Origin of the sequence: Rhodanobacter sp. Root480 (genome assembly GCF_001426645.1) — a bacterium.
Taxonomy (GTDB): domain Bacteria; phylum Pseudomonadota; class Gammaproteobacteria; order Xanthomonadales; family Rhodanobacteraceae; genus Rhodanobacter; species Rhodanobacter ginsenosidimutans.
The window spans coordinates 100,718-124,344 of the sequence record NZ_LMEX01000001.1 but is presented as its reverse complement, the minus strand read 5'-3'; the positions used below and the strand labels follow the sequence as shown (position 1 = coordinate 124,344).

Sequence of the window (23,627 nt, the reverse complement as noted above, 5' to 3'; positions counted from 1 at the left end):
CTGTGGTTTTTCTCTATCGCGCTTCCGGCACAGGCCCGGAAGCGCTCACGCGGACCAATCACTTGCGTGATCGATCCGCGCCCGGCCATCGTGGCCGGGYTTCGAGGTTGAAAAAATCACAACCTCTCAGCGGGCGAACAGCTTCTTGAAGCCGTTGTCGCTGAAGCCCACGCTCACCGCGCCGTCGGGTCGCACGACCACGGGGCGACGGATCAACGCGGGGTATTCCTTCAGCAGCAGGGTCCACTCCGGATCGCTGCCGGGGTTCTTGCGCTGCGGCAGCAGGTTGCGCCAGGTGGTGGAGGACTTGTTGACCAACTTTTCCCAACCGCCGAGTTGCGCCGCCCACGCTTTCAACGTGGCCGCCGGCACCGGATTGGCGCGGTAGTCGATGAAGTCGTGGGCCACCTCGAAACGGCTCAGCCAGTTGCGGGCCTTCTTGCAGGTATCGCAGTTGGGAAGGCCGTAAAGCGTCGGTTCGGTCACGCCGGTTTCCTGTAGGAGCGCACCCTGTGCGCGATTGATTTCACCGCCAGTCCTGTCGCCCACAGGGTGGGCTCTACTCCGCAGCGCGCAGCAGTTCGTTGATGCCGGTCTTGCTGCGGGTTTTCTCGTCCACCTGTTTCACGATGATGGCGGCGTAGAGGCTGTGGCTGCCGTCCTTCGCGGGCAGGCTGCCGGCCACCACCACGCTGCCAGCGGGCACGCGGCCGTAGCTGGTTTCGCCGGTGGCGCGGTTGTAGATGCGGGTGGACTGACCCAGGAACACGCCCATGCCGATCACGCTGCCCTTCTCCACCACCACGCCCTCGACCACTTCCGAGCGCGCGCCGATGAAGCAGTTGTCCTCGATGATGGTGGGGCCGGCCTGCAGCGGCTCCAGCACACCACCGATGCCGACGCCGCCGGACAGGTGCACGCCCGCGCCGATCTGCGCGCAGGAGCCCACCGTGGCCCAGGTATCGACCATCGTGCCCGCACCCACGTGGGCGCCGATGTTGACGTAGCTGGGCATCAGCACGGCGTCTTTGGCGATATGCGCGCCGCGGCGCACCAGCGCGCCGGGTACCACGCGGGCGCCCAGGTTCTGCAGCTCGGCGTCGTTGCCGTGGGCGAAACGCAGTGGCACCTTGTCGAAGGCCTGCGCCGCGCCACCGTCGACGACGTGGTTGCCATTGATGCGGAAGTACAGCAGCACGGCTTTCTTGAGCCACTGGTTCACCGTCCAGCCGCCCTGGCCATCGGGCTCGGCCACGCGGCGCTCGCCCGATTCGAGCAGGTCGATGACCTGTTCGACGGCGGGACGCAGCTGGTTTTTGATCTCGGTGGCGGTCAGTTCATTGCGACGCTCGAACGCGTCGTTGATCAGGGTTTCGATGGCTTGCATGGGCTGAAGTTCGCTCGCGTATCTGGATGGCTAAATGCGCGGCCTGTCCACGGCCGCGCAATCGGACTGCCAAGGTTACAGGAACTCAGTCTTTGGACGGCCCGATGCGTTCCAGCAAGGCATGCAGCAGGTGATCGCGCAGCGCCTGGTCGAGTGGCGCGTTGTGGCGGTCGCTGAGCAGGAAGAAGTCCTCGACCCGCTCGCCGAACGTGGCGATGCGCGCGTCGTGCACGCGTGCGCCGGCATCCAGGATCACCTGCGCCACCGCCGCCAGCAGGCCGGGACGGTCGGTGCCGACCAGCGCCAGCTGGGTGCGGTCGCCCGCATCGTCGAAGCTGATCTTGGGCGCGGTCTGGAAGTGCCGCTGATGACGCGACATGCTGCGCTTGCTGGGCTGCACGCCGGTCGACAAGGTCAGCGCGCGTTGCAGGCGCTGCTGCAGTTCCTCGGCACGCACGGCGTTGGCCGGCTGCTGGCTGTCCGCCTCCAGCAACAGGAAGGTATCCATCGCCATGCCCTTGGGCGAGCTGAGGATGCGTGCTTCCATCACCGAGAAACGCAGCCGGTCGAGCATCGCGGTGACGGAGGCGAACAGGCCGTCACGGTCGGGCGTGTAGACGAACAGCTCGGTACTGCCGCGCACCGACATCGGGTGCACGGCCACCAGCGGCACCCCGCCGCCGGCACGCAGGATGGCCGCCGTCTGCCACGCGATCTGCTCCGGCCGGTGGCGCAGGAAGCTGAGCTGCGGGAAATCCGCCCAGATGCGCTCCACGTCGGCCTCGGCCACGCCCTGGTCCATCAGCAGCGCCAGCGCATACTCCGCACATTCCTGCACCCGTTCGCCGGCATCGCGCGGCAGGTCCACGTCGCGGCTCATGGCGTAGCGCGTGGCGTGGTAGAGGTCGGCCAGCAGGCGATCCTTCCAGGCGTTCCACAGCCGCGGGCTGGTGCCGATCACGTCGGCTACGGTGAGCAGGTAGAGCTGGCCCAGCCGTTCGCGGTTCTCCACCTTTTCGGCAAAACGCTGCACCACGTCGGGGTCGGTGATGTCCTGCCGCTGGGCGGTGGTGCTCATCAGCAGATGCCAGCGCACCAGCCAGGCCACGCGTTCGACGTCGCCGCGCGAAAGCCCCAGTCGGGTGCAGAACGCGCGCGCGTCCTCCTCGCCCAACACCGAATGATCACCGCCGCGACCCTTGGCGATGTCGTGCAAAAGCGCGGACAGCAGCATGATCTCCGGCTTGGGCATGTCGGCCCAGATCTCGCAGCCCAGCGCGAAATCGCGCTTCGCGGCGGGGTCGGCGAAGCGCGCCATGTTGCGCAGCACGCGCAGCGTGTGCTCGTCGACGGTGTAGACGTGGAACAGGTCGTACTGCATGCGGCCGAAGACCTTGCCGAACGCGGGCAGGATCGCCGCCAGCAAGCCGTGCCGGTTCATCCGCCACAGCGCATCCACCGCCGGCGCGCCACGGCGCAGCAAACGCAGGAACGCGGCCAGCGCGTCGGGGTCGGTGGCCAGCATCGCCTCGTGCACGGCGGTGGCGCGGTGGATGCGGCGCATGCTGTCGGCACTGAAACCGACCACCCCGGGCAGATCCAGCCGCGCGATGAAAATCTCGATCAGCGCCGCCGGCCGACGCATGAAGAGTTCGGGATCGCGCGCCGCCAGCCGCCGGCCATAACGCACGAAGTCCGCACCGACGGGCTCTTCGTCACCGGCCGGCTCAAGCATTTCCACGAAACGCTCGGCCACCTGCACGCCCAGCCGCTCCACCTGGCTGGCCGCGCGGTAATAGCCCTGCATGAATTGCTCCACGCCCAGGTTCTTCTCGTGCTCGTCCTCGAACCCCAGCCGCGCCGCCAGCGCACGCTGGTAGTCGAACAGCAGCCGTTCCTCGGGCCGCCCCGCCTCCAGGTGCAACGCGTAGCGGTAGCGACGCAGCGTGGTTTCCGCTTCGCACAGGCTGGTGCGTTCGGCGGGGTCGAGCAGGCCCTCGACCTGCATGTCCTCGAACCCGCCCGCATGCACCAGCCGGCGACCCAGCCAGCGCAGCGAGTCGAGCGTGCGCAGGCCGCCGGGGCCGTCCTTGATATTGGGCTCCAGGTTGTAGGCGGTGTCGTCGTAGCGCGCGTGGCGGGCGTCGCGCTCGGCCAGCCGCGCGGCCAGGTAATCCGCCGGGGGCCACAGCTGCGGGTCGTCGATGATGGTGCGCAATGTGGCGTCGAAGGCGGGGTCACCCACCAGCCTGCGCGCATCCAGCAGGCTGGTGAACACCGTGGCATCGCTCGACGCCAGCTCGCGGCATTGCGACAGCTCGCGCACGGCATGGCCCACTTTCAGGCCGATATCCCACAGCGTGGCGAAGAACTGCTCCAGCGCGCGCAGCCGCGCCGGCGAGGGGGCGTCGACCAGCGCCAGCAGGTCCACATCCGAATACGGAAACAGCAAGCCGCGGCCGTAGCCCCCCACGGCGAACAGCGCCGCGTTGTCGACCTCGCCCAGGCAGGCCGTCCATACGTGGGCCACCATGCGATCCACCGATTCGCTACGCCGGCGCGCCAGCACACTGGCGTCGGCACCGTCGCGGAAAGCCACCGTGAGGCCGCGATCCACATCGCCCAGCAATTGCCGCAGGGCGCGGCGCGCATCGCTGGAAACGCCCGAGCGCGGCACCGCCACGGGCAGGCGCGGCAACGGAGGCAGGACGACGGAAGGGGAAGTTGGCGGCATGAGCGGGATGGTTCCGGAAACGTCACGCCACTTTATTACGTGCGGGAGGTCGTGGGTCGACTCCCGCACGTCGCGATCATTGATCGGGCCAGGGCGTGAGGATCTCGAAGCCGTCGTCGGTCACCGCGATGGTGTGTTCCCACTGCGCCGACAGGGAATGGTCCTTGGTCACCACGGTCCAGCCGTCCGGCAGCTGGCGGGTCTGCGCCTTGCCGGCGTTGATCATCGGCTCGATGGTGAAGGTCATGCCCTTCTTCAGCTCCACGCCCGTGCCCGCCTTGCCGTAATGCAGCACCTGCGGTTCGTCGTGGTAGATCTTTCCGATGCCGTGGCCGCAATACTCCTTGACCACGCTGAAGCCGGCGCCCTCGGCATGCTGCTGGATGGCGTGCCCCACGTCGCCCAGGGTGGCGCCCGGGCGCACCACGCGGATGCCGCACATCATCGACTCGAATGCCGTGTCGACCAGCCGCTTGGCCAGCACCGACGGCGTGCCGGCGATGTACATGCGGCTGGTGTCGCCGTGCCAGCCATCCTTGATCACGGTGACGTCGAGATTGATGATGTCGCCGTCCTTGAGGATCTTGCCCTCGTTCGGAATGCCATGGCAGATCACGTGGTTGACCGAGGTGCACAGCGTCTTGGGAAAGCCGTGGTAGCCCACGTTGGCGGGAATCGCCTTCTGCACGTTGACGATGTGCTCGTAGGCGAGCCGGTCCAGCTCCTCGGTACTGACGCCCGGCTTGACGTGTTCGACCAGCATGGCCAGCACCTCGGCGGCCAGCTTGCCGGCGACACGCATGCCTTCGAGGTCTTCGGGGGATTTAAGGGTGATGGCCATGGTTTCCACTTCAATCGGTGGCGACAAAGCCTTCGGGAACCCGGTGACTTGCCGCTATGCCGGCGCACCGGCTACAATTTCGGAGTTTTGCTGATCTGACGTAGCAGTTTTGACAGCTACCCAGCGCAAAGCGAACCGGGATTGTAACCCTCAGCGGTACAACACCCAAACCAACGCCACACACGCATCGGCACCGTCTTCGGGGTGCTGCGCCTCGCCCATCACAAACCGGGCAGTCGCGGTCGAAGTCGGGGATGCGTGGAGGTCCCAACCCCAGGTTCCCTTCAAGGGGAGCCGACAATCGGAGTAATACCCCATGGCACAAGTCACCATGCGCCAGATGCTCGAAGCGGGCGTCCATTTCGGTCACCAGACCCGTTACTGGAACCCAAAGATGGCCCCGTACATCTTCGGCGCCCGCGGCAAGATCCACATCATCAACCTCGAAAAGACCCTGCCGCTGTTCACCGACGCGATGAACTTCCTGTCGGGCCTGGCGCAGAAGCGCGGCACCATCCTTTTCGTGGGCACCAAGCGTTCCGCCCGCGAGCCGTTGGCCGAAGAGGCTGCCCGCGCCGGCATGCCGTTCGTCACCTCGCGCTGGCTCGGCGGCATGCTGACCAACTTCCGCACCGTGAAGCAGTCCGTTTCGCGCCTGAAGGAGCTGGAAGCAGCCGAGACCGACGGTTCGTTCGACAAGCTGGTCAAGCACGAAGTGCTGGCTCGTCGCCGCGAGCGCGACAAGCTGCAGGCCTCGCTGGGCGGCATCAAGGACATGAACCGCCTGCCCGACGCGCTGTTCGTGATCGACATCGGCCACGAAGACATCGCCGTGCAGGAAGCCAAGAAGCTGGGTATCCCGGTGATCGCCGTGGTCGACACCAACTACAACCCGGACCTGGTCGACTACGCCATCCCGGGCAATGACGACGCCATCCGCGCGATCCAGCTGTACGCCCGCGCCGCTGCCGACTCGATCCTGGAAGGCAAGGCCGCCGCGCCGGCCGCCGCCCAGGGCGACGGCAACGACTTCGTCGAGCTGGACGAGGAAGGCAACCCGGTGGCCAAGGTCGATCGCCCGCGCCGCGACGCTGCCCCGCGCAAGTCCGCGCCGCGCCGTGACGGCGGCCGTGGTTCGCGCGATGGCGCCCCTGCCGCCAGGTAAGCGCGACAACGGCGGCTTGTGCCGCCGTTGCATCCGCCGCACGCGATAACCGCGCCGGGGCATGCGTGCCCCGGCGCTTTCAAGCATTAGAGGACAACCCATGAGCAATATTTCCGCACAACTGGTCAAGGAGCTGCGCGAGCGGTCCGGCGCCGGCATGATGGAATGCAAGAAGGCCCTGGTCGAGAACAACGGCGACATCGAGACCGCGATGGAATGGCTGCGCAAGTCCGGCCTGGCCAAGGCCGACAAGAAGGCCAGCCGCATCGCCGCCGAAGGCCGCATCGTGGCTGCCCAGGCCACCGGCAAGGCCGTGCTGGTCGAAGTGAACTGCGAAACCGACTTCGTCGCCAAGGACGCCAGCTTCCTGAAGTTCAGTGACACCGTGGCTGACGTGGCCTTGAACTCCGGCGCCGCCGACATCGACGCGCTGAAGGCTGCCGCCTACCCCGGCGCCGCCAATGTCGAGGAAGCGGGCAAGGCACTGATCGCCACCATCGGCGAGAAGATCGACGTGCGTCGCCTGGCGCGCGTCGAGAGCGACGGCGTGATCGGTGCCTACATCCACGGCGGCCGCATCGGCGTGCTGGTGGCGCTCAAGGGCGGTTCCGAGGAACTGGCCAAGGGCATCGCCATGCATGTGGCGGCAATGAACCCGCCGTACGTGCGCGCGGACGACGTGCCGGCCGACTTCCTGGCCAAGGAAAAGGACATCGCGCTGAGCCAGATGTCGGACAAGGACAAGGCCAAGCCGGCCGAAATCCTGGAAAAGATCGTGGCCGGCAAGGTCAACAAGATCATCTCCGAGGTCACCCTGCTCGGCCAGCCGTACGTGCTGGACACCAACGTGACCGTCGCCGACGCGCTGAAGAAGGATGGCGCCGACGTGATCTCCGTTGCCCGCCTGGCTGTGGGCGAAGGCATCGAGAAGGCCACCGAGGATTTCGCTGCTGAAGTGATGAAGCAGGCCGGTCTGGCGTAATCGCCGGCACTAACTGCTGAAAGCAAAAAGGCCACGGGGAACCGTGGCCTTTTTCGTTGGCGAGAAGCTCTGCTCCTCCCCCTGCTTGCCTCAAAGGACTTCCTTCGGTCGCAGGGAGTCCTTCAGATGAGGGGGTAAAGCTTTTGGCTTACCGATCAAGAGCACCCCTCCCCAACCCTCCCCTGCTGCGCAGGGGAGGGAGAAAAGCGGGTGGTTCATCCTCATTCCCCGACGCTCATTCTTCGCGCCGCACGACCGGCTCTCCGCTACAATGTGCCGGTTTACCCCACACAATCCGGAGTCCCCATGAGCAATCCGCACAAGTACCACCGCATCCTGCTCAAGCTCTCCGGCGAGGCATTGATGGGCGAGGCCGATTACGGCATCGATCCGAAGGTGATCGGCCGCCTGGCCGACGAGATCATCGAGGTGCAGCGCGCCGGCATCCAGATCGGCGTGGTGATCGGCGGCGGCAACATCTTCCGCGGCGCGGGCCTTGCCGCGGCGGGCATGGACCGCGTCACCGGCGACCATATGGGCATGCTGGCCACGGTGATGAACGCACTGGCGATGCAGGATGCGATCGAGAAACGCGGCGGTTTCGCCCGCGTCACCAGCGCCATCCAGATCCACGACGTGGCCGAGGATTACATCCGCCGCCGCGCCATCCGCCACATCGAGAAAGGCCGCATCGTGCTGTTCGCCGCAGGCACCGGCAACCCGTTCTTCACCACCGATTCGGCCGCCGCACTGCGCGCGGTGGAAATCGGCGCCGACCTGCTGCTCAAGGCCACCAAGGTCGACGGCGTCTACACCGCCGACCCGGCCAAGCACAGCGACGCCGTGCGCTACGAGCAACTGGGCTACGACAAGGTGATCGAGCACAAGCTCGAAGTGATGGACACGGCCGCCATCGCGCTGTGCCGCGACCAGCAGATGCCGCTGCGCATCTACGACATGACCGTGCCGGGCAACCTGATGCGGATCATGCGCGGCGAAGCGATCGGTACCCTGGTTTGCGGCGATTGAGGCCAGCAACGCTGCCGGCCGGCTTGACCCGGCTGCTATAATCGTCTGCTTGCCAGAGCTCTTCGGGAAACGCCACATGCTCAATGACATCAAGAACGATGCCCAGACCCGCATGGGCAAAAGCATCGACTCCCTCAAGCACGATCTGCTGCGCCTGCGCACCGGTCGCGCCAGCACCGCGCTGGTTGACGGCATCAAGGTGCCGTACTACGGCTCCGACATGCCGCTGACCCAGGTCGCGTCGGTCAGCCTGGCCGACGCACGCACGATCGTGATCACGCCATGGGAAAAGCAGATGGTGGCCCCGGTCGAGAAGGCCTTGATGGCCTCCGACCTGGGCATCACGCCGACCACCGCCGGCACCGTGATCCGCCTCAACCTGCCCGCGCTCACCGAGGAGCGCCGCCGCGAGCTGGCCAAGATGGTCGGCCATGAAGGCGAAAACGCGAAGATCGCCATCCGCAACGTGCGCCGCGACGCCTTGCAGCAGGTCAAGGACCTGCTCAAGGAAAAGCTGATCACGGAAGACGACGACCGCCGCGTGGACGACGAAATCCAGAAGCTCACCGACAAGGCCGTCAAGGACGTCGACGCCGTGGTGAAAGCCAAGGAAGACGAGCTGATGGCGATTTGATGATGAGCCCGTCGGCTGCCGCCGCTGTAACCCGGCACGCGCGGCCGGCCGCATGACCAGCGTGCCGGCGGCGGCGGTGCCGCGCCACATCGCGATCGTGATGGACGGCAACGGCCGCTGGGCCAAGGCCCGTCACCAGCCGCGCAGTTTCGGCCACAACGCCGGCCGCAAGGCGGTGCGCGAGGCAGTGGAATCCTGCCTGCGCGAAGGCGTGCAGGCACTGACCCTGTTCGCGTTTTCCAGCGAGAACTGGCAGCGGCCGCAGGACGAAGTCGGCGCACTGATGAACCTGTTCGTGCGTGCGCTGGACAAGGAAGTGGATGAATTGCACGGCTACGGCGTGCGGCTGCGCTTCGTCGGCGACCTCACCGCGTTCGACGAACCGCTGCGCCGGCGCATGCAGTCGGCGATGACCCGCACCGCCGATAACGACAAACTGCAATTGAACGTGGCCGTGAACTACGGCGGCCGCTGGGACATCGTCCAGGCCAGCCGCCAGGCCGCCGCCGCCGTGGCGCGTGGCGAGCTGCAAGCGGAGCAGATCGATGAAGCGCGCCTGGGCCAATGGATGAGCCTGGCCGACGCGCCGCCGCTGGACCTGTTCATCCGCACCGGTGGCGAAACCCGCATCAGCAACTTCCTGCTGTGGCAGGCGGCCTACGCCGAGTTCTATTTCACCGATACCCTGTGGCCCGATTTCGACCAGGCTTGCCTGCGCGGGGCCATCGAAGACTACGCTCGCCGCGAACGCCGCTACGGCCGCACCGGCGAGCAGGTCGCCGCCACCACTGCCCAGGTATCCTGATGCTGCTCCAGCGCGTCCTCACTGCCCTGATTCTCGCCCCGTTGGCGATCGCGATCGTCCTGTGGCCGCCCACGGCGATCTTCGCGCTGCTTTGCGCCGTGGCCTTCCTGGCCGCGTGGTGGGAGTGGGCGCAACTGTCCGGCTTGAAGAACCGCGCGGCGTCCATCGTGCTGCTGCTGGCGGCGGTCGCCGTGTTCGGCTTGCTGTGGTGGGGCCATGCCGCCGTGGAGATACCGCTGGTGCTGCTGGGCGTGGCGTGGTGGGCGGTGGCCTGCCTGTGGCTGCGCCATTTCGCGTTTGCCGCCGCGCCCACCAGCGAAAACCGCGCGCTGAAGCTGATGGCCGGCGCGCTGATCATCTTTCCCGCCTGGATCGCGCTGGTAGCGATCCACGATCGCGAACCGCACGGCCACTGGTGGACGCTGCTGGCCCTGCTGATCGTGTGGAGCGCGGACATCGGCGCGTATTTCAGCGGCCGCACCTTCGGCAAGCGCAAGCTGGCGCCGCAGGTCAGCCCGGGCAAGACCTGGGCGGGTGCCTACGGCGCACTGGTGGCCGGCACCGTGGTCGCGGTGATCGGTGGCTGGTTGCTGGATGTGCGCGGCGCTTCGCTGGTTGGCCTGGCCGTACTGGCATGCCTGACCGTCGCCGCATCCATCGTGGGCGACCTGATCGAAAGCCTGATGAAGCGGCACGCCAAGGTGAAGGATTCGGGCACCATCTTCCCCGGCCACGGCGGCCTGCTGGACCGCCTGGACAGCGTCTTCGCCGCCTTGCCGGTGTTTGCCGCCGGCCTGTGGCTGCTGGGCCTCTGAAGTGATGGGTCGTCAGGCATGAAGAAGGTCGCCGTACTTGGCGCCACCGGTTCCATCGGCGGCAATACGCTGGATGTCATCGCGCGCCACCCGCAACGCTTCCGCGCCACCGTACTGACCGCCAACCGGCAGGTCGCCGCGTTGGCCGAACTGTGCGTGCGGCACCAGCCCGACCTGGCGGTGATCGCCGACCCCGCGCTGGAAGCGGAACTGTCCCGACGCCTGGCCGCGGCCGGCGTGCGCTGCGACGTTGCCAGCGGCCATCAGGCGATCACCGACGCGGCCGCCGGCACCCTGTGCGACACCGTGGTGGCCGCCATCGTGGGGGCCGCCGGGCTCGATTCCACGCTGGCCGCGGCGCAGGCGGGCAAGCACCTGCTGCTGGCCAACAAGGAATCGATCGTGATGGCTGGCGCGCTGCTGCTGGAAGCGGTGCGCGTGGGCGGCGGCGCGCTGGTACCGGTCGATTCCGAGCACAACGCGGTGTTCCAATGCCTGCCCGGCGGGCGCCCCGAGCTGACCCGCAGCGGCGTGCGACGGCTGATTCTCACCGCCTCCGGCGGCCCGTTCCGCGGTCGCACGCGCGCCGAACTGGCCGGTATCACCCCCGACCAGGCCTGCAAACATCCGAACTGGGTGATGGGCCGCAAGATTTCCGTCGACTCCGCCACCCTGATGAACAAGGGGCTGGAAGTGATCGAGGCGCACCACCTGTTTGGCGCGCCCGCCGATGCCATCGACGTGCTGGTGCATCCGCAGAGCCTGGTGCATTCGATGGTGGAATACGTCGACGGCTCGGTGCTGGCCCAGCTCGGCAACCCGGACATGCGCACCGCCATCGCCCACGCGCTGGCCTGGCCCGAGCGGGTGGAATCGGGCGTGCCGTCGCTGGACCTGGCCGCCTGCGCGCCGCTGGCGTTCGAAGCACCGGACCTGTCGACCTTCCGCTGCCTGGCGCTGGCCTATCAGGCCTTGCGTGCCGGTGGCGACAGCCCGGCGATACTCAACGCCGCCAACGAGGTCGCCGTGGAGGCGTTTCTCGCCGGCGCGCTGCCCTTCCTGTCGATCGCCGATGTCGTCGAGAGCGTATTGACGGAACTGCCGGGGCAAGCCGTGGTCGATGTGGGGGCGCTATGTGAACGCGACCGGATCGCCCGCGCCGCGGCCCGTCGCGTTCTGCAGCATGCTTGCTGATATTCTGTAGCCCGCGATTTTCCTCAACTTCGGCACTTGATGACTTCCTTCTTCGGCTCGGTATTCTGGTTGCTGGTCACGCTTGGCGTGCTGGTGACCTTTCACGAATTTGGCCATTACTGGGTCGCGCGCCGCTGTGGCGTCAAGGTGCTGCGTTTTTCGGTGGGCTTTGGCCGCGCGATCTGGAAACGGGTCGGCCGGGACGGCACCGAGTACCAGATCGCGGCGATCCCGCTGGGCGGCTACGTCAAGATGCTCGATGCCCGCGAGGGCGAGGTCGACCCCGCCCTGCGCGCGCAGGAATTCACCGGCAAGTCGGTGTGGAAACGCATCGCCATCGTGGCGGCGGGGCCAGGGTTCAACCTGATTTTCACGATCGTGGCGTTCTGGGCGATGTTCATGCTGGGCAAGCCCGACGTGGCGCCCGTGGTGACCGCCACGCCAAACAGCATGGCCGCCGTGGCCGGCGTGCAGCCGGGCGATCGCATCCTGGCGGTCGATGGCGAGCCGGTGTCGACCTGGAGCGATTCCATGGCGGCGGTGGCCAACGCGCTGCTGGGCCGCCAACCGCTGCCGCTGACCGTACGCGACGCCGATGGTGCGCAACGCCAGCTGGTGTTGCCGCTCAATCAATTGCCCGCCGGGCAGGACGTGGGCCATTACCTCGACACGCTGGGCCTGAAACTGGCGCCGCCGCCGGCCATCGCCGCCACCGTGATGGCGGGCCAGCCGGCCGCGCTGGCAGGCATGCAGGGGGGTGACCGCATCGTCAGCGTCAACGGCAAGGCGGCAACGGATTTTTTGGCGTTCGGTGAGCTGGTGCAGAAGGAGGCGGCAACATCGCCCACGCTTGCGCTGGTGGTCAACCGGAACGGCCAACCGCTGAAGCTGGATGTCACCACCCGCTTCGAATCGCTGCAGGGCCAGCCGGCGCGCTGGGTGATGGGCGTGGGCTCGCCGGTAACCGAACTGGCCACCCTGCATTACGGCCCGCTGCGCGCGCTGGGTGCTTCGCTGGAAACCACCTGGCGCAACACCACGCAGACGTTCAGCATGCTGGGCAAGATGCTCACCGGCGAGGCGTCGACGAAGAACCTTTCCGGCGTGATCGGCATCGCCGAGGTGGCCAATGCATCGGCCAGCATGGGCCTGCCGTGGTTCCTGCAATTCCTGGCATTGGTGTCGCTGAGCCTGGCCATTCTCAACCTGCTGCCGATCCCGGTCTTGGACGGCGGCCACCTGCTGTATTACCTTGTCGAGTTGGTCAAAGGCAGTCCGGTCAGCGAACAGGTCATGATCGTCGGTCAGTACATCGGCCTGGCGCTGCTGTTCACCCTGATGGGGCTGGCGTTCTACAACGATATTCACCGCATGCTGCTGTCGTGACGCCAGCGCTTCACGACAAGCTCATGACCGCGGCACGCCACTGTGCGTGGCATCGCGACGGCGGACCTCGCGATGCACCACGGCCACGTGTCAGTACTTTCTCGAAGCGGGATTCGTCCTTAGCTTCACTGTTGATCGAGGTGGCCGCGCAGGCTGCCTCATCCAAATAACCCATCGGAATCGACGATGAAGCGTGTCGCCGCCCTGCTCCTGCTTGCCTCCCTCTCCGCCAACGCGTTCGCGTTCGCGCCCTTCGTGGTGTCGGACATCCGCATCGACGGGCTCAGCCGCATCGCGGCCGGCACGGTCTACAACTACCTGCCGGTGGACAAGGGCGACCAGATGACCAATGCGCAGGCCCAGCGGGCCATCCGCGCGTTGTACGACACCAAGTTCTTCACCGACGTGGAGCTCAGCCGCGAAGGCAACATTTTGGTGATCAAGGTGGTCGAACGGCCGTCGATCAGCAAGCTCACCTTGCGCGGCAACAAGGACATCAAGTCCGAAGACCTGAAGAAAGGCCTGAAGGAAATCGGCCTGGCCGAAGGCGAGACCTTCGATCGCCTGGCGCTGGACCGGGTCCGGCAGGAACTGATCCACCAGTACTACAACCGCGGCAAGTACAACGTGTCGGTGGAGCCGCATGTCACCCACCTGGATCGCAACCGGGTGGCGGTGGAAATCGAGATTCGCGAAGGCAAGGTGTCGAAGATCAAGGAAATCAACATCCTCGGCAACCACGCCTTTACCGACAAGGAAATCCGCAGCGACTTCGAATCGGGCACCACCAACTGGACGTCCTGGTATTCGAAGAATGACCAGTACTCGCGCGAAAAACTTTCCGGCGACATGGAAAAGCTGCAGTCCTATTACATGAACCGCGGCTACGCCGACTTCGGCATCGACTCCACCCAGGTGACGATCGCACCGGACAAACGCACGATGTACGTGGCCGCCGACGTGAAGGAAGGCGAGATCTACAAGGTCACCGCCGTGAAGCTGCTGGGCGACCTGATCCTGCCGGAATCCACGCTGCGCCACCTGGTCATCGTGGAACCGGGCGACACCTTCAACCGGGCCTTGGTGGAAGCCAGTACCGACGGCATCAAGGCACTGCTGGCCAACCTCGGCTACGCCTTCGCCAAGGTCACCTCGATTCCCAAGCTGGACAAGGAAAAGCGCACGGTCGACCTCACGCTGTACGTCGAACCGGGCCAGCGCGTGTACGTGCGCCGCGTGGTCTTCCAGGGCAATACCCGCACCGAAGACGGCGTGCTGCGCCGCGAGATGCGCCAGCTTGAAGGGACGTTCTATTCGCAGGCCGCCGTCGACCGCTCCAAGATCCGTCTGCAGCGGCTGGGCTATTTCAAGAAGGTGGACATCGACAAGAAGCTGGTCCCCGGCACCCAGGACAAGGTCGACGTGACGGTCAAGGTCGAGGAGCAGTCGGCCGGCAGCATGCAGTTCGGCGTGGGCTATTCGCAGTATTCGGGCATGATCCTGTCGGCCTCGGTGTCGCAGAACAACCTGTTCGGCAGCGGCGACAGCTTTGCGATCAGCGGTGAGCGCAGCAGCTACTACACCCGTTTCAACCTCAACTACTACAACCCGTACCTCACCGACAACGGTATTGGCATCGGCTACAACGCCACCTATTCCAAGACCGATTACGGCAATACCGAACTGGCCAACTACGAGACGAGCACCAAGGCGTTCTCCTCCTACCTGGGCGTGCCGCTCGGCGAAACCGACAGCTTGCGCCTGGGTCTTGGCATCAGCAGCAACCGCATCGTCACCAGCTTCTACAGCCCGCCGCAGTTCGTGGCATACCAGGACCAGCTCGGAAATCGCACCGAGCACGCCTGGACCGGCACGGTCGGCTGGAACCACGACACCCGCAACGGTTACTGGGCACCCACCCGTGGTGGCCTGCTGGCGGCGTCGGTGGATGTCGCCCTGCCCGGTTCGACCGCGAAGTACTGGAAGTTCTTTGCGCAGGCCAACCACTACTGGCCGGTCGGCCTGGGCTTCGTGCTGTACCTGGATGGCCAGGTCGGTTACGGCCAGAGCTACGGCAGGAACGGCATCAGCGACGCGCAGTTCGAAGCACTGAAAGCTGCCAGCGAGAAGGAAGATCCCACCCACGTCCTGACCGACGTGCGCAATGACTTCCCGTTCTGGCAAAACTTCTACTCCGGCGGCGTGCGCGACGTGCGTGGATTCCAGGACAACACACTGGGTCCACGCTCCTGCGTGGGCCCCCGCGCCACACAGAACCCCGACGGCACCTGCACCGGCGGCTACTACTCCTACGCACAACCGATCGGCGGCGCGTTCAAGGTGCTCGGCACGGCGCAGGTGTTCATCCCGCTGCCGTTCCTCAAGGACATCAACACGGCCCGCGTGTCCTGGTTCATGGACGTCGGCAATGCGTACAAGGATTACCAGAGCTTCGACGCCAAGCAGTTGCGCGCATCGACCGGTTTGTCGCTGCAGTGGCAGGCGCCGATCGGCCCGCTGATCATCAGCCTGGCCGTACCGATCCGCTCGCAGAAAGAGGACCACCACTACGAGGAGCGGGTCCAGTTCACCTTCGGGAGCCAGTTCTGATACCGGACCTCCCGCAAACGCTGGAAAGGAGCGCGGCGATGCCGCGCTTTTCCGTTTCGCGTCCCTCGCGCCTTCGGAGATGACCGTGAGCACGACCCCCAGCTACACCCTGGCCGAACTGGCCGAGCGCTTCGGCCTCGTACCGCATGGCGACGCGAGCGTGCGTGTCGACGGGGTCGGCACCCTGGCGGCGGCGGGACCGAGCCAGCTCAGCTTCCTCGCCAACAGCAAGTACACCGCCAAGCTGGCTGCCAGTGGCGCCGGCATCGTGGTCGTCCGCGCGGAAAACCTGTCCGAGTGCCCGGGCGCCGCGCTGGTCGCGGCCGACCCGTACCTGGCCTACGCGAAAATCGCGGCGCTGTTCGAACGTTTGCCGTCGGCGCCAGTGGGCATCCATCCCAGCGCGGTGGTCGCGCCAACGGCACGGGTCAGCCAGAGCGCCAGCATCGGACCGTGCTGCGTGATCGGCGACGACGCCATGATCGGTGACGGCGCGGTGCTGGGACCGCATTGCATCATCGGCGACGGCTGCACCGTGGGCGCGCATTCACGCCTGGTGGCGCGGGTGACGCTGGTGGTTCGCGTAACGCTGGGCCAGCGCGTGCTGATCCATCCGGGCGCGGTGATCGGCTCGGACGGTTTCGGCCTGGCGTTCGACCGTGGCGGCCCTGGTCCGGCCCATTGGGTAAAAATGCCGCAACTGGGTGGCGTGCGCATCGGCGACGACTGCGAGATCGGCGCCAACACCACCATCGACCGCGGCGCGCTGGAAGACACCGTGCTTGAGGAAGACGTGCGGCTGGACAACCAGATCCAGATCGCCCACAACGTGCACGTGGGCGCGCACACCGCGATGGCCGGCTGCGCGGCGGTGGCCGGCAGCGCGAAGATCGGCCGCTATTGCATGATCGGCGGCAACGCCGGCGTGCTTGGCCATCTGGAACTGGCTGATCGGGTTACCATTACCGCCAAGAGCCTGGTCACCCATTCGATCCACGAGCCGGGCGAATATTCATCTGGGGTACCGTTGCAGGAAAGCCGCCCATGGCGGAAGAATGCCGCGCGCTTCAAACACCTGGACGCGTACGCGCGCCGCCTGGCGGCGCTGGAAAAGGACAAGAATCATGAGTGAGAACACCCCGGCGATCACCTTGCCGGTGACTGTGGAACAGATCCAGAAGCTGTTGCCACACCGCTATCCGTTCCTGCTGGTCGACCGGGTCATCGAGATCGTGCCGGAAACCAGCATCGTGGCGTTGAAGAACGTCACCATCAACGAGCCCTTCTTCAACGGCCATTTCCCGAACCACCCGGTGATGCCCGGCGTGCTCATCATCGAGGCGATGGCGCAGGCCGCCGGCCTGCTGACCCAGCTCAGCAACCGCTCCAAGGGCCTGATCGAGGCGCCGCTGTTCTACCTGGTGAAGGTCGACAACGCGCGCTTCACCGCACCGGTGGTGCCCGGCGACCAGTTGCGTTTCGAAGTGACGCAAAAGCGCGTGATGCGCGGCATGGGCCTGTTCCTTGCGCGCTCGGTGGTGGATGGCAAGGAGGTAGCCTGCTGCGAACTGATGTGTGCGGCGAGGGCGGAGAAATGACCCAGCCCGCCTCGATCCATCCCACCGCCCAGGTCGATCCGGCCGCCGTCATCGGCGCCAATGTCGGCATCGGTGCGTACAGCGTGATCGGCGCGGACGTGCACGTCGGCGAAGGCACCGTGATCGGGCCGCATGTGGTGATCGAGGGCCCCACTCGCATCGGCCGCGACAATCGCATCGCCCAGTTCGCCTCGCTGGGCGGCGACCCGCAGGACAAGAAATTCGGCGGCGAGCATACCGAGCTGGTGATCGGCGACCGCAACCTTATCCGCGAGTTCGTCACCATCAACCGCGGCACCGGCGACGGCGGCGGCTTCACCCGCCTCGGCAACGACAACTGGGTGCTGGCCTACGTGCATATCGCGCATGATTGCCAGATCGGCAACAACGTGGTGTTTTCCAACTACTCGGCACTGGCCGGGCACGTGGAAATCGGCGACTGGACGATTCTTTCCGGCTATTCGGGCGTGCACCAGTTCTGCAAGGTGGGCGCCCACGCGTTCATCGGCATGGGCTGCCTGGTCGGTCATGACGTGCCACCGTTCGTCACCATGGCCAACGAGCAGCAGGGCCGCCCGCGTGGCATCAACAGCGAGGGCCTGAAACGCCGCGGCTTCGACGCGCCACGGATCGCCGCGATCAAGCGCGCCTACCGCACGCTGTACATGGCCGGCCTGTCGCTGCCCGAAGCGCGCGAGCAACTGGCCACGCAGGCCCGCGAAAGCGACGACGTGCGCGCCATGCTCGACTTCATCGACCGCAGCGAGCGGGCGCTGGCGCGATAAGCGCATCGCGCTTGTCGCGAAATCAAACACGCGCTCTTGCTCTGATTTGGAGGGGCGAAAATGCAAAACATCGACGCCTCTGCCCCAACCTTCGCCATCATCGCCGGCGAAGACTCCGGCGACCAGCTCGGCGCCGACCTGATCGAGGCCCTGCGCCGACGCTACCCGCAAGCACGCTTCGTGGGCATCGGCGGCGCGCGCATGCAGGCGCAGGGTTTCGAGTCCTGGCACGACATCCGCGAGTTGTCGGTGATGGGTTTCGTGGAGGTGCTGAAGCATCTGCCGCGGCTGCTTCGCCTGCGCCGCACGCTGGTTGCCCGCTTGTTGAAGACGCGGCCCGATGTGGTGATCGGCATCGACGCCCCGGACTTCAACCTCGCCGTCGAGCGCCGCCTGAAAGAGGCCGGATTGCGCACGGTGCATTACGTCAGCCCGTCGGTATGGGCGTGGCGGGAAAAGCGCGCCGCCCGGATCGGCCGCAGTGCCGACCGCGTGCTGTGCCTGTTTCCGATGGAGCCGGCGATCTACGCCAAGCACGGTGTCGACGCCCGCTTCGTGGGCCATCCGCTGGCCGACCGTTTTCCACTGGTGGCCGATCGGGTGGCTGCACGCGAGGCACTGCAATTGCCGCAGGAAGCGCCCGTGCTGGCGTTGCTGCCCGGCAGCCGCCCTTCCGAGCTGTCGCGACTGGGCCAGCTTTTCATCGACGCCGCGCACCGCGTGGCGGCCGCGATCCCGGGATTGCGTGTGGTGATACCCGCCGCCAACCCGCAGGTGCACGCCATGCTGAAGACCATGCTGGCCAACGGCACGCGCGATGAAACCGCACCGCTGCTGCTCGAAGGCCACGCCCACGAGGCGATGATGGCCGCCGACATGGTCCTGCTGGCCTCCGGCACCGCCACGCTGGAGGCGATGCTGGCCAAGCGGCCGATGGTGGTGGGTTATCGCGTGGCGCCGATGAGCTACCGCATCGCCCGCGCGCTGAACATGTTGAAGACCGACATCTTCACCCTGCCCAATATCCTGGCGCGCGCCGAAGGCTTGCCCGGTCTGCCCGTGCCTGAATTGATGCAGGACGACTGCACCGCGGAGAAACTCGCCGACGCCACCCTGGCGCTGTTCCGCGACAGTGAACGTCGCGGCGCCGTGGTGGCCGCCTTCGAGCACCTGCACCAGGCCTTGCGCGGCGACGACGCCCACCACGCCGCCGACCGCGCCGCCACGGCCGTGGCCGAGCTGCTGGAGCACGCGCATGCCCGTGCTTGAACGCCCCGCGCGCACGCGTGCCGCCACCCCGTTCTCGCGCCGCAAGGGCTATATCGCAACTACCCCGGGCCTGCTGGTGGCCGGTGTCGACGAGGCCGGACGCGGACCGCTGGCCGGTCCGCTGGCGGTGGCGGCGGTCATCCTCGATCCGTCGCGACCCATCAAGGCGCTGGACGATTCAAAGAAACTCACCGAAGTGAAGCGCGAGGCCCTGTATCCGCAGATCATCGAACGCGCGCTGGCCTGGTGCGTGGTGATGATCGAGGTGGAAGAGATCGACCGCCTCAACATCTTCCACGCCACCATGGCCGGCATGAGCCGCGCCGTGGCCGGGCTGAGCGTGGTTGCGCAGGAAGCATTCATCGACGGCAACCAACTGCCCAAGGATCTGCCCTGCCCCGGCCGCGCCATCATCGGTGGCGACGCACGCGTGCCGGCGATCAGCGCCGCATCGATCCTGGCCAAGGTCAGCCGCGACCGCCTGATGGTGGCGATGGAAGACGACTATCCGGGCTACGGCTTCGCCACACACAAGGGCTACGGCACCCCGTTGCACCTGGCCTCGCTGCAACAGCTGGGCCCGTGCCGCCAGCACCGGCGCAGCTTTGCCCCGGTGGGTCGATTGCTGCAACAGCCACTGCTCTGAGGGCTGGCGCCAGCACGGGCGCCGTTTGGCGCAAACCGCGCACATGTCAATCTTGCCGATGCGCAGGGCGCCCGGTAGCCTGCATGGATTCAGCGCGTAAGACTGCATGACCGTCCGCTACACCCACCTGCACCTGCACAGCGAATATTCGCTGGTCGATTCGACCATCCGCATCAAGGCGCTGGTCGGCGCCTGCGTGCGCGACGGCATACCCGCGGTGGCGCTGACCGACGACAGCAACATGTTCGCGCTGGTGAAGTTCTACAAGGCGTGCAACGCGGCCGGCATCAAGCCGATCGGTGGCTGCGACCTGTGGATCAGCTCGCCGGACGATCCCCGCCCCTGGCGCCTCACGCTACTGTGCCAGCACCACGCCGGTTATCTGAACCTGTCGCGGCTGGTCTCGCGGGCCTGGCGCGATGGCCAGCACGGCGGCCGCGCCCTGGTCGACGCCGCCTGGCTTACCGCGGAAACCACCTCCGGCCTGATCGCCCTGCTCGGCCGCGACAGCGAAATCGGCCGCATCGCGCAGAACCAGGGCACGTCCGCGGCCCTGGAGAAACTGCGCCCGCTGGCGCAACTGTTTCCCGACCGGCTGTACCTGGAACTGACCCGCTGCGGTCGCGAGGGCGAGGAAAACTGGAACACGCAGGCGCTGGCTCTGGGCGCCGGACTCAACCTGCCGGTGCTGGCCAGCAACGACGTGCGCTTCCTGAAGCAGGACGACTTCGAGGCGCACGAGGCGCGCGTGTGCATCAACCAGGGCCGCGTGCTGGCCGACCCCAAACGCCCGCACGACTACAGCGACCAGCAATACCTGAAAACCCCGGAAGAAATGGCCGCGCTGTTCGCCGACCTGCCCGAGGCGCTGGAAAACACCGTCGAGCTGGCGAAACGCTGCAACCTGGAACTGAAATTCGGCACCTACTACCTGCCCGATTTCCCGGTGCCGGGCGACCACGACCTGGACAGCTACATCCGCGAACTCGCGCGCGAAGGCCTGCAGCAGCGCCTGGCGCTGGCGCCGCTGGCCAACAATCACACGCGCGAGGATTACGACCAGCGGCTTGAGCGCGAGCTGGACGTGATCGTGAAGATGGGCTTCCCCGGCTACTTCCTGATCGTTTCGGACTTCATCCGCTGGGGCAAGGACAACGGCATTCCCGTCGGCCCGGGCCGCGGTTCCGGTGCCGGCTCGCTGGTGGCGTGGGCGCTGAAGATCACCGACCTGGACCCGCTGCAGTTCGACCTGCTGTTCGAGCGCTTCCTGAACCCCGAACGCGTGTCGATGCCCGACTTCGACATCGACTTCTGCATGGATCGCCGCGACGAGGTGATCGACTACGTCTCGCGCAAATACGGCCGCGACCGCGTCAGCCAGATCATCACCTACGGCTCGATGGCGGCCAAGGCGGTGCTGCGCGATTCCGGCCGCGTGCTCAGCATGGGCTACGGCCAGGTCGACAAGCTGGCCAAGCTGATCCCGCCGCGCCCGCTCGACCTCACCCTGTCCGACGCGCTGAACCGCTCGGAGAAGGCGAAGAAGGAACCCGAGCGCGTGGTGCGCGAGTTCTGCGACATCTACGAACAGGACGAAGACGCCCGCGCCCTGATCGACCTGGCGCTGAAGCTGGAAAACCTCACCCGCAACGCCGGCAAGCACGCCGGCGGCGTGGTGATCGCGCCGACCCCGCTGACCGATTTCGCCCCGCTGTATTGCGAGCCGGGCGGCGGCGGCGTGGTGACGCAATTCGACAAGGACGACGTCGAAGCCGTGGGCCTGGTGAAGTTCGACTTCCTGGGCCTGCGCACGTTGACCATCATCGACTGGGCGGTGAAGGCGATCAACGCGCGCCGCGCCAGGACCGGTGAAGAACCGCTCGATATCGCGGCCCTGCCGCTGGACGATCCGGCGCCGTACGAGCTGCTGAAAAAGGCGCAGACCGTCGCCGTGTTCCAGCTCGAATCCTCCGGCATGCAGCGCATGTTGAAGGACGCGAAACCCGACCGCTTCGAGGACATCATCGCGCTGGTGGCGCTGTACCGCCCCGGCCCGATGGACCTGATCCCCAGCTTCGTGGCGCGCAAGCACGGCCGCGAGGACGTGGAATACCCCGACCCGCGCGTCGAGCCGATCCTGAAAGAGACCTACGGCATCATGGTCTACCAGGAGCAGGTGATGCAGATGGCGCAGATCGTGGGCGGCTACACGCTCGGCGGCGCCGACCTGCTGCGCCGCGCGATGGGCAAGAAGAAAGTCGAGGAGATGGTCAAGCACCGCGCGATCTTCCGCGAAGGTGCGGCCAAGGACGGGCTCAGCGGCGAAAAGGCCGACGCCATCTTCGATCTGATGGAGAAATTCGCGGGCTACGGTTTCAACAAATCCCACGCCGCCGCCTATGCGCTGGTGTCGTACCAGACGGCCTGGCTGAAGGCGCACTACCCGGCCGAATTCATGGCCGCCACGATCTCCTCGGACATGGACAACACCGACAAGGTGGTGACCTTCCTGGACGAATCGCGCGCCATCGGCATCGCCGTGCAACCGCCGGACGTGAACGCGTCCGAGTACATGTTCGTCGCGGTCGAGCCAAAGACGATCCAGTACGGCTTGGGCGCGATCAAGGGCGTGGGCCAGGGCGCCTGCGAGGCGATCGTGGCCGAACGCGCCAATGGCGCTTACACCGACCTGGCCGACTTCTGCCGCCGCGTCGACCCCACGCGGCTGAACCGGCGCGTGCTGGAAGCGCTGATCCTCTGCGGATCACTGGATGCCCTGGCGCCCACCCGCGCCAGCCTGATCGCGCAGTTGCCCAATGCCATGAAGGCGGCCGAGCAGCACCTGCGCGACAAGCAGTCGGGCCAGAACGACATGTTCGGCGCGGCCATGGGCAATGCCACGCCCGTGCTCAAGGTCGAGCTGCCCGTCGTGGCCGAGTGGCCGCTGGAGCAGAAGCTGCAGGGCGAGCGCGACACCCTGGGGCATTATCTCTCGGGCCATCCCACCGACCCCTGGAAGGATGAGCTGGCGCAGCTCTCCACCTGCCCGCTGGGCGAGATCGTGGACCGCTACCAGCCGCCCAAGCCGCGCCGCAACGACGATGGCGACGGCAACCGTTTCCGCCGTGGCCCGGACACCCCATGGACGATCGCCGGCATGGTCGCCGCCGTGCGCAAGCGCGGCGACAGCGATGCGTTCGTGCGCATCGAGGACGGCAGCGGCAGCATCGAGGTGAGTTTCTTCGGCGAGCTGTACCAGCAGATCGCACCGCTGCTCACCCGCGACCAGATCCTGATCGTGGAAGGTGGTTTGCGCATCGACGACTTCTCTGGCGGCGGCTTCCAGTTGCGCGCCCGCAGCGCGCTTTCGCTGGCCGAGGCCTGCCACAAACACGCCCGCCTGCTGCGCCTGAAGCTCGACGGCATCAGCCCCGATTTCCCCGCCCAGTTGCAGCGCGTGCTCACCGGCTACCGCGGCGGCCGTGCCACCGTGATCCTGCACAACTACCGCAACGGCGCTGCCCAGGCCGACCTGGAACTCGGCGACGAGTGGCGCGTGGACGCCGTCCCCGACCTGCTGCGCGCCGTACGCGCCATGCCCGGCATCGAAGCCGTCCGCCTGCGCATCGTCAAGCAGCAGGACTGAGCGGCAAGCACCCGATCCCGTGTTTTGCAGCGACGCTTCACTCCCTCCCCTGCTTGCAGGGGATGAGGAGGGGTTCGCTCTTGATCTGAAAGCCGAGCACC

The 23,627-nt window shown here is 66.5% G+C and carries 19 protein-coding genes; 15 read left to right on the top strand and 4 right to left on the bottom strand.

Going from position 1 to position 23,627, the window contains the following annotated elements; translation table 11 throughout:
- Window positions 1–126 precede the first annotated feature (126 nt).
- The 4 genes from ASD22_RS00625 to map all read right to left on the bottom strand — a co-directional run bounded on the left by ASD22_RS00625 (window position 127) and on the right by map (window position 4,962).
- On the bottom strand, window positions 127–486 hold the full coding sequence (locus ASD22_RS00625) for an arsenate reductase (protein WP_056077553.1): 360 nt from the start codon (window positions 484–486) through the stop codon (window positions 127–129).
- A 73-nt stretch (window positions 487–559) separates the two neighbouring features.
- Window positions 560–1,387, bottom strand: a complete 828-nt coding sequence (gene dapD, locus ASD22_RS00620) for a 2,3,4,5-tetrahydropyridine-2,6-dicarboxylate N-succinyltransferase (RefSeq protein ID WP_056077550.1) — start codon at window positions 1,385–1,387, stop codon at window positions 560–562.
- Between the two features lie 85 nt (window positions 1,388–1,472).
- Window positions 1,473–4,121, bottom strand: a complete 2,649-nt coding sequence (gene glnD / locus ASD22_RS00615; RefSeq protein ID WP_056077548.1) for a [protein-PII] uridylyltransferase — start codon at window positions 4,119–4,121, stop codon at window positions 1,473–1,475.
- A gap of 76 nt (window positions 4,122–4,197) precedes the next feature.
- The gene (map, locus tag ASD22_RS00610; protein WP_056080717.1) at window positions 4,198–4,962 is read right to left on the bottom strand and encodes a type I methionyl aminopeptidase; all 765 of its coding nucleotides are present in this window, start codon (window positions 4,960–4,962) and stop codon (window positions 4,198–4,200) included.
- Window positions 4,963–5,278: 316 nt separating this feature from the next.
- Here map and rpsB point away from each other — a divergent pair, with 316 nt between their 5' ends.
- The 15 genes from rpsB to dnaE all read left to right on the top strand — a co-directional run bounded on the left by rpsB (window position 5,279) and on the right by dnaE (window position 23,526).
- Window positions 5,279–6,127, top strand: coding sequence for a 30S ribosomal protein S2 (gene rpsB, locus ASD22_RS00605; protein ID WP_056077545.1), 849 nt, complete (start codon window positions 5,279–5,281; stop codon window positions 6,125–6,127).
- A 100-nt stretch (window positions 6,128–6,227) separates the two neighbouring features.
- Window positions 6,228–7,109: a translation elongation factor Ts gene (gene tsf / locus ASD22_RS00600; RefSeq protein ID WP_056077543.1), complete on the top strand. Its 882-nt coding sequence runs from the start codon at window positions 6,228–6,230 to the stop codon at window positions 7,107–7,109.
- Between the two features lie 306 nt (window positions 7,110–7,415).
- A complete protein-coding gene (pyrH, locus tag ASD22_RS00595) occupies window positions 7,416–8,138 on the top strand; it encodes a UMP kinase (protein WP_007079937.1) in 723 nt (240 codons plus the stop codon).
- 76 nt (window positions 8,139–8,214) lie between these two features.
- Window positions 8,215–8,772: a ribosome recycling factor gene (frr, locus tag ASD22_RS00590; protein WP_056077540.1), complete on the top strand. Its 558-nt coding sequence runs from the start codon at window positions 8,215–8,217 to the stop codon at window positions 8,770–8,772.
- A gap of 52 nt (window positions 8,773–8,824) precedes the next feature.
- Entirely contained in the window at window positions 8,825–9,577 is a 753-nt protein-coding gene (uppS, locus tag ASD22_RS00585; protein WP_056077537.1) for a polyprenyl diphosphate synthase, read from the top strand.
- Window positions 9,577–10,392, top strand: coding sequence for a phosphatidate cytidylyltransferase (locus ASD22_RS00580; RefSeq protein ID WP_056077535.1), 816 nt, complete (start codon window positions 9,577–9,579; stop codon window positions 10,390–10,392). Before uppS ends, ASD22_RS00580 begins: the two co-directional genes overlap by 1 nt.
- Window positions 10,393–10,410: 18 nt before the next feature.
- On the top strand, window positions 10,411–11,586 hold the full coding sequence (locus tag ASD22_RS00575) for a 1-deoxy-D-xylulose-5-phosphate reductoisomerase (protein ID WP_056077530.1): 1,176 nt from the start codon (window positions 10,411–10,413) through the stop codon (window positions 11,584–11,586).
- A gap of 39 nt (window positions 11,587–11,625) precedes the next feature.
- A complete protein-coding gene (gene rseP / locus ASD22_RS00570) occupies window positions 11,626–12,972 on the top strand; it encodes an RIP metalloprotease RseP (RefSeq protein WP_056077527.1) in 1,347 nt (448 codons plus the stop codon).
- Between the two features lie 186 nt (window positions 12,973–13,158).
- Window positions 13,159–15,582 carry an outer membrane protein assembly factor BamA gene (gene bamA, locus ASD22_RS00565; protein ID WP_056077524.1) on the top strand — a complete coding sequence of 808 codons (2,424 nt, stop codon included), beginning with the start codon at window positions 13,159–13,161 and terminating at the stop codon, window positions 15,580–15,582.
- Between the two features lie 79 nt (window positions 15,583–15,661).
- On the top strand, window positions 15,662–16,714 hold the full coding sequence (gene lpxD / locus ASD22_RS00560) for a UDP-3-O-(3-hydroxymyristoyl)glucosamine N-acyltransferase (RefSeq protein WP_056077521.1): 1,053 nt from the start codon (window positions 15,662–15,664) through the stop codon (window positions 16,712–16,714).
- Window positions 16,707–17,180: a 3-hydroxyacyl-ACP dehydratase FabZ gene (gene fabZ, locus ASD22_RS00555; RefSeq protein ID WP_056077519.1), complete on the top strand. Its 474-nt coding sequence runs from the start codon at window positions 16,707–16,709 to the stop codon at window positions 17,178–17,180. The genes lpxD and fabZ overlap by 8 nt, the downstream gene beginning before the upstream one ends.
- On the top strand, window positions 17,177–17,965 hold the full coding sequence (gene lpxA, locus ASD22_RS00550; RefSeq protein ID WP_056077516.1) for an acyl-ACP--UDP-N-acetylglucosamine O-acyltransferase: 789 nt from the start codon (window positions 17,177–17,179) through the stop codon (window positions 17,963–17,965). Before fabZ ends, lpxA begins: the two co-directional genes overlap by 4 nt.
- Window positions 17,966–18,025: 60 nt before the next feature.
- Window positions 18,026–19,234 (top strand): lipid-A-disaccharide synthase, encoded by a 1,209-nt coding sequence (gene lpxB, locus ASD22_RS00545; RefSeq protein WP_056077513.1) that lies wholly within the window; start codon window positions 18,026–18,028, stop codon window positions 19,232–19,234.
- Complete coding sequence (gene rnhB, locus ASD22_RS00540) at window positions 19,221–19,880, top strand: ribonuclease HII (RefSeq protein ID WP_156458301.1); 660 nt, start codon at window positions 19,221–19,223, stop codon at window positions 19,878–19,880. The genes lpxB and rnhB overlap by 14 nt, the downstream gene beginning before the upstream one ends.
- A 106-nt stretch (window positions 19,881–19,986) precedes the next feature.
- On the top strand, window positions 19,987–23,526 hold the full coding sequence (gene dnaE, locus ASD22_RS00535) for a DNA polymerase III subunit alpha (protein ID WP_056077508.1): 3,540 nt from the start codon (window positions 19,987–19,989) through the stop codon (window positions 23,524–23,526).
- The last annotated feature ends 101 nt before the right edge of the window (window positions 23,527–23,627 follow it).

Coding starts and splice junctions, on each gene's coding strand:
- dapD (WP_056077550.1), bottom strand. CDS start 1,387: ATGCAAGCCATCGAAACCCTGATCAACGACGCGTTCGAGCGTCGCAAT.
- glnD (WP_056077548.1), bottom strand. CDS start 4,121: ATGCCGCCAACTTCCCCTTCCGTCGTCCTGCCTCCGTTGCCGCGCCTG.
- map (WP_056080717.1), bottom strand. CDS start 4,962: ATGGCCATCACCCTTAAATCCCCCGAAGACCTCGAAGGCATGCGTGTC.
- rpsB (WP_056077545.1), top strand. CDS start 5,279: ATGGCACAAGTCACCATGCGCCAGATGCTCGAAGCGGGCGTCCATTTC.
- tsf (WP_056077543.1), top strand. CDS start 6,228: ATGAGCAATATTTCCGCACAACTGGTCAAGGAGCTGCGCGAGCGGTCC.
- pyrH (WP_007079937.1), top strand. CDS start 7,416: ATGAGCAATCCGCACAAGTACCACCGCATCCTGCTCAAGCTCTCCGGC.
- frr (WP_056077540.1), top strand. CDS start 8,215: ATGCTCAATGACATCAAGAACGATGCCCAGACCCGCATGGGCAAAAGC.
- uppS (WP_056077537.1), top strand. CDS start 8,825: ATGACCAGCGTGCCGGCGGCGGCGGTGCCGCGCCACATCGCGATCGTG.
- ASD22_RS00580 (WP_056077535.1), top strand. CDS start 9,577: ATGCTGCTCCAGCGCGTCCTCACTGCCCTGATTCTCGCCCCGTTGGCG.
- ASD22_RS00575 (WP_056077530.1), top strand. CDS start 10,411: ATGAAGAAGGTCGCCGTACTTGGCGCCACCGGTTCCATCGGCGGCAAT.
- rseP (WP_056077527.1), top strand. CDS start 11,626: ATGACTTCCTTCTTCGGCTCGGTATTCTGGTTGCTGGTCACGCTTGGC.
- bamA (WP_056077524.1), top strand. CDS start 13,159: ATGAAGCGTGTCGCCGCCCTGCTCCTGCTTGCCTCCCTCTCCGCCAAC.
- lpxD (WP_056077521.1), top strand. CDS start 15,662: ATGACCGTGAGCACGACCCCCAGCTACACCCTGGCCGAACTGGCCGAG.
- fabZ (WP_056077519.1), top strand. CDS start 16,707: ATGAGTGAGAACACCCCGGCGATCACCTTGCCGGTGACTGTGGAACAG.
- lpxA (WP_056077516.1), top strand. CDS start 17,177: ATGACCCAGCCCGCCTCGATCCATCCCACCGCCCAGGTCGATCCGGCC.
- lpxB (WP_056077513.1), top strand. CDS start 18,026: ATGCAAAACATCGACGCCTCTGCCCCAACCTTCGCCATCATCGCCGGC.
- rnhB (WP_156458301.1), top strand. CDS start 19,221: ATGCCCGTGCTTGAACGCCCCGCGCGCACGCGTGCCGCCACCCCGTTC.
- dnaE (WP_056077508.1), top strand. CDS start 19,987: ATGACCGTCCGCTACACCCACCTGCACCTGCACAGCGAATATTCGCTG.